Genomic DNA, 4,927 nt, shown 5'->3' on the forward strand with positions numbered 1-4,927 from the left:
CCACGCCCACCCGATCATTGGTCAAACACCCACCCACCGCAGCGATCCACCCACCCCTCTGCCCCCCGAGCCACACACTCCGCCTCTTCGCCCACCCCGAACCCCCGGGAGGTGCTGTCCGGAGCGTCAAGTTCTCGCGTCGCCAAGCCAGTTGTGCCATGCCTGGGTCAGTTCCCGCACCGCCGCCCGGTCCAGGTCCGGGTCCGGTTCAGCCGGTGTCTCGTCGGGGCCGAGGTCGCGCATCATGACGACGTCCGGGACGGCGGGCCGGGCCGTGAGCAACCGGAACCGGGAGCCGGGCGGGAACAGCACGCGGTCCGGGCACAGCGGGTCGAGGAGGTCCGTACGGCGGCCGTTCACCGACCAGATGAGGAAGTCGGTGTTGCCGGGTGCGTCGCCGGGGCCGAGGGCCGACGCCTCGCACACGTCCGGGTCGACGATCAGCGACTGCCCGGCGTACCACCGCCGCATCGGCTCGTCGAGGATGGCCCGCAGACCGGTGGACCCGCGGTGGGCCGGGAGCAGGTGCAGTCCCCCGCGCAGGAGTTCGCCGTCCGGTTCCGCGCCGCCCGCGAGGCGGCGCAGCACGGCCGCGAGGGCGGCGACGGTGTCCGGGTCGCGGCTGCCGGGGGTGAGGTCGGGATGCCTGCGCAGGATCTCGGCCGCCACGGACAGCAGTCCCTCGTGCTCCCTGCCGGAGGCGGTGTGCGGGTGTGCCCCGCCACCCGGCTCCCGGCGGGTGCCGTCACCGGCCGGGGTGGGCGGGGAGGACGCCCCCGCGCGCGGGCCGGGCTCCTCGGCCGTCCAGCCGCCGGGAGGCATGGTGGGGCGGCAGACCCCGAGGCGTACCACTGCGCGCAGTTCGGGCGGGAAGGAGCTCATCAGGTCGGTCGCGAGCTTTCTGAGCCGGGGCAGTTCCTCCTCGCGAGTGGCGTCGCACAGGATCCGCTCGTGACCGGAGTCGGGTTCGGCTGCCCGTACCTCGGCGGCGTACGGGGGGTCCTGCGGCGGGCGCACCCACAGTCCGCTGGGCACCACCTCGACGACCGTGCCGTCCGCCAGGAGGTGGGTTCCGGGGGCGGTCTCCGGGAGGTCGTCGAGCGGCCAGCCGTGCGCCGCGGCGTACGGGACCGGCACGGGCCCGGTGGTGCCGGCCGGCGGGAGGTGGACGAACTCGCGGGCCCGCACCGGGCGGCCCGGTGAACCGTCGGGACCTCTCCGCAGTACGTCGTCGGAAGGGCCCGTGCCCCGCGGCAGGCCGTTGTAGAGCCGCACGGGTTCGCCCACCACCTGAGCGAGGACGTCGCCGAAGTGCCGTCCGCCGCTCAGGCGGGCGGCGCCGTAGCAGACGAACCGCACGTCCGGCCGCAGACGCTCGGGGAGGACGTTCCAGAGGCGGACGACGTCCGCGAGCGGCGGCTCCGCCTCGCCGGGCGCCCCGACCACCACCGTGAGCAGTTCGGCGGAGACCCGCAGCTCGCCGGAGAGCCGCGCGCGGTGCTCCTGGAGGCCGGTGCTCTCCTGCGCGGGGCGCAGCCAGAGGCCGGCGGGGAGGGGTTCCGCCATGGTCGTGCCCAGGAGGTGGGGCACGTCGGGGAGGGCGGACTCCCAGGAGGGCTTCGGGAAGCGCCGGGAGTCCGGCTCGTCCGGCGCGCCGGGCGCGCAGCGCACCCATCCCGTTCCGCCGTCCGGGCCGATGAACAGGCCGCCGCCAGGCGTGGGCGACAGGATGCCCGAGGCCACGGTCACCGTTCTGCCCAGCCGGTCGGCGAGTTGCCGGGCGGCGCGCACGGCGCCGGGGCGGGGCGGCCGGCCGAACAGCAGCCGCAGGTCGCCCTCCCCCGGTGGAACCGCCCGGGCGAGTTGTTCGAGCGTGTTCTGGTCCGCTCCGTCGGGCAGGTCGGCCACCAGGACCGTGCACACGGGGTCCCGGGCGAGGCCGGCCGTGAAGGAGAGGGCGCGCGGGTCGGCGGAACCGGCCGGGGCGAGCAGCCACGCCTCGCCCGCGCGGTGGGCCGTGAAGGCACTGGCCGGCTCCCGGCGGGAGGATGCCGCGGAGCGGCCCGCCGTCACTCCTGCCGCCGGTCCGGGTGGGCGGCGCGCTTCGGCGAGGGTGGTTGCGGAGGGGGGCGTCCGGGCCGTTTCGAGCCGGGGGCCGGACTGGGTCGCCGTCTGGTTGCCGCTCATGCGCCTGCTTCTCCCCGAGAGCGCGGTCCGCCTGCCGTGAGCAGGTGCGATGGCCGGGTGCACCCGTGGACGGCGGTCGAGTGCACAACGTACGGCCTACCGGTCCGTCTTCGCGGTCCCCGCCCGGCGCGCGGGCACAGACCGTGCACGTTCGGGCAGGAGGTCCGCGTCGCAGGCGCGGCTCGGGCTCAGCTCTCGTCGGGTTCCCGGAGCCGGAAGAGCGTGGACGCGTCCGGATGGTACTCCGTGCCGTGGTCCGCCAATGGCTCCGCATGTTCACTGCATATACACGGCGTGGAAAAGCCTGGAGCCTCCGAGGGTGTTCGCATTTTCGAGGGCTGCGGCGGAAAAGGAGCGCTACGGCCTCGCCACGAAAGCGCATCGAAAACGTCCCGCATGATTCGGCCACGGAGGCCGGTCACATCCACCGCACCGGCAGCCGGCGCGGGCCGCGCACGAGCATGCCGCGGCGCCAGGTGACGGCCGCCGGGTGGACGTCGAGCGCGAGGCCGGGGCAGCGCCGCAGCAGGGCCCGGACGGCGATGCGCGCCTCCGTGCGGGCGAGCGGGGAGCCGAGGCAGTGGTGGATGCCGTGGCCGAAGGCGAGGTGGCCGCGCGGGGGGCGGCGGATGTCGAAGCGGTCGGGGCCGGGGAAGCGCGCCGGGTCGCGGTCGGCGTCGGCGATGACCACGAGGACCGGTTCGCCGTCGCCGGGGATCACGGTGCCGGCGATGTCGACGGATTCGGTGGCGAAGCGGAAGGTCGCCGCCTCCACCGGTCCGTCGTAGCGCAGCATCTCCTCCACCGCTCCGTCGAGCAGTGTCATGTCCGCGCGCAGGGCGGCGAGTTGCTCGGGGTGGGTGAGCAGCGCGAGCACACCGGCGGAGATCAGGTTGGCGGTGGTCTCGTGGCCCGCGACCAGCAGCAGCCAGGCGGTGCCGGTCAGTTCGCCGGGGCTCAGCCGGTCTCCGCCCTCGTCGGTGGCGCGGATCAGGGCGCTCATCAGGTCCTCGCCCGGCGTGCGGCGCCTGTCGTCCAGCAGCCGGTTCAGGTAGTCGCCCATCTCCCGGCTCGCCGCCTTCCGGGCCGCCGGGTCGGGGTGCGAGAACACGTCGGTGCTCCAGGTCCGGAACGCGGCGCGGTCCAGCTCGGGTACGCCGAGGAGTTCGCAGATGACCGCCATGGACAGCGGGAACGACAGGGCCTCGACGAGGTCGGCGCGTCCGTCGGGGCGGGCCAGCATCGCGTCGAGCAGCGTGTCGGTGATCTCCTCTATGCGCGGGGCGAGTCGCTCGACGCGGCGCGGGGTGAACTCGCGCACGACCAGGCGGCGCAGGCGTCCGTGGTCCGGCGGGTCGGAGTTGAGCATGTTCGGTCCGGAGGCCGGCCGTACCAGGGAGAGCGTCGGCGAGGCCCGCTCCCAGGACTTGGCGAGCCGGGGGTCGGCGAGCGCGGCCCGTGCCGCGTCGTACCCGACGACGAGCCACGCCTCGTAGCCCTCGGGCACCCGCACCCGGTGCACCGGACCGCGTTCGCGCAGTGCCGCGTAGACCGGGAAGGGGTCGCGGACGAACTCCTCGCCCAGCGCGGCGAGGTCGACGGGGCCGGCCGTGGTCATCTTGATCCTCAAGGGGGTGTCGGGGGACGCACGAGTGCCCGGACGGGGGGAGACGTGCCGTGCACTCGTGCGCGTCCGCCGAAGGCGGCGGACGGTCGGGTCAGCCGAGGTTCACGAGGGTGGGGTTCTTGGTGGTCCCCTTGGCGGCACCCTTGTAGCCCTTGGACGCGGTGAAGTGGGCGGTGCCGACGTAGAAGCTCTTGCTGGGGTCGGTGTTGTAGACGCCCCGTACCTTCGCGTAGGTGGTGCCCGAGGCGAGGGAGAGCGTCGCGCACTTGCCGGGCGCGACGAGCACGGTGGCGATGCCGCCCTGCTGGGGGAGCTCGCCGTAGGCGGTGTAGTTGCCCTGCGCGCACACCTTGAAGGTGTGGGCGGTGGCGGCCGCGGCCGGGGCGGCCGTGGCCGCGACGGCCCCGGTCGTGAGGCAGGACACCGCACCGAGGGCGAGGGCGGCCTTACCGGCCTTGGACGTGAACTGCATGATGTTCTCCGCTTCTTCCGGCATGACGGATCGACGAATGCCGAATACCGAGTGGCGCATGCCGAATTGGTCATGAATACGGCGAGAAACAAGGCATTAGAAATACTCGCCCGTATCTGACGGGAATCAGTCGGGCCGTCAGAAAATTATCCGACCGCCCAGGAATTCCCGTCCTCCCGGTGGCCACTTTGCCCCTTCGGACAGCCACCCGGCCCCTGCAGCCGTACGTCGTCCTCGGGGCCGCCCCGTACGGCCACCCCGGCGCCCGCCGCCAGCCACGTCGCCTCCCCGGCCGGCCCGCAGCCGGTGACCGCGAGCTGGACCGCCTCGTCGATCTCGTCGGTCGGCGGCCAGCCGCGTGCCGACGGCGAGGGCCGGCACTCCTCGTTCCCCCGCCATTGCACGATCTCGCCGGCCGCGTCCGACCGCCACTTCCCCGCACCGCCCAGGACAGCGGCGTCCCGTCACCGGACCAGGCGGGGTCCACCATGCCCAGCCAGTGGTCGCCCGCTTGGCGGCCGCCCGGAGATCCGGGGGGATCTCGGGGACGTCCCGCGGATCCCCGCTCCCCGGGGCGGCGCCCGGGGCATCCTCGTCGGGCGCCGCCGGGGTGGCCGCACCGGCCGTCACCGGTCCGGTCG

At 74.3% G+C, this 4,927-nt stretch carries 4 protein-coding genes; all 4 read right to left on the bottom strand.

The window, feature by feature from the left end; translation table 11 throughout:
• Window positions 1-126: 126 nt before the first annotated feature.
• The gene (locus ABZX30_RS25135; RefSeq protein ID WP_355937190.1) at window positions 127-2,187 is read right to left on the bottom strand and encodes a hypothetical protein; all 2,061 of its coding nucleotides are present in this window, start codon (window positions 2,185-2,187) and stop codon (window positions 127-129) included.
• 418 nt (window positions 2,188-2,605) lie between these two features.
• Window positions 2,606-3,805 (bottom strand): cytochrome P450, encoded by a 1,200-nt coding sequence (locus ABZX30_RS25140; RefSeq protein WP_355937193.1) that lies wholly within the window; start codon window positions 3,803-3,805, stop codon window positions 2,606-2,608.
• A gap of 100 nt (window positions 3,806-3,905) precedes the next feature.
• Window positions 3,906-4,286: a hypothetical protein gene (locus tag ABZX30_RS25145; protein ID WP_355937195.1), complete on the bottom strand. Its 381-nt coding sequence runs from the start codon at window positions 4,284-4,286 to the stop codon at window positions 3,906-3,908.
• A 146-nt stretch (window positions 4,287-4,432) separates the two neighbouring features.
• Window positions 4,433-4,690 carry a hypothetical protein gene (locus tag ABZX30_RS25150; RefSeq protein ID WP_355937197.1) on the bottom strand — a complete coding sequence of 86 codons (258 nt, stop codon included), beginning with the start codon at window positions 4,688-4,690 and terminating at the stop codon, window positions 4,433-4,435.
• Window positions 4,691-4,927 lie beyond the last annotated feature (237 nt).

Source organism: Streptomyces sp. NPDC004542 (assembly GCF_040610035.1).
Taxonomy (GTDB): Bacteria; Actinomycetota; Actinomycetes; order Streptomycetales; family Streptomycetaceae; genus Streptomyces.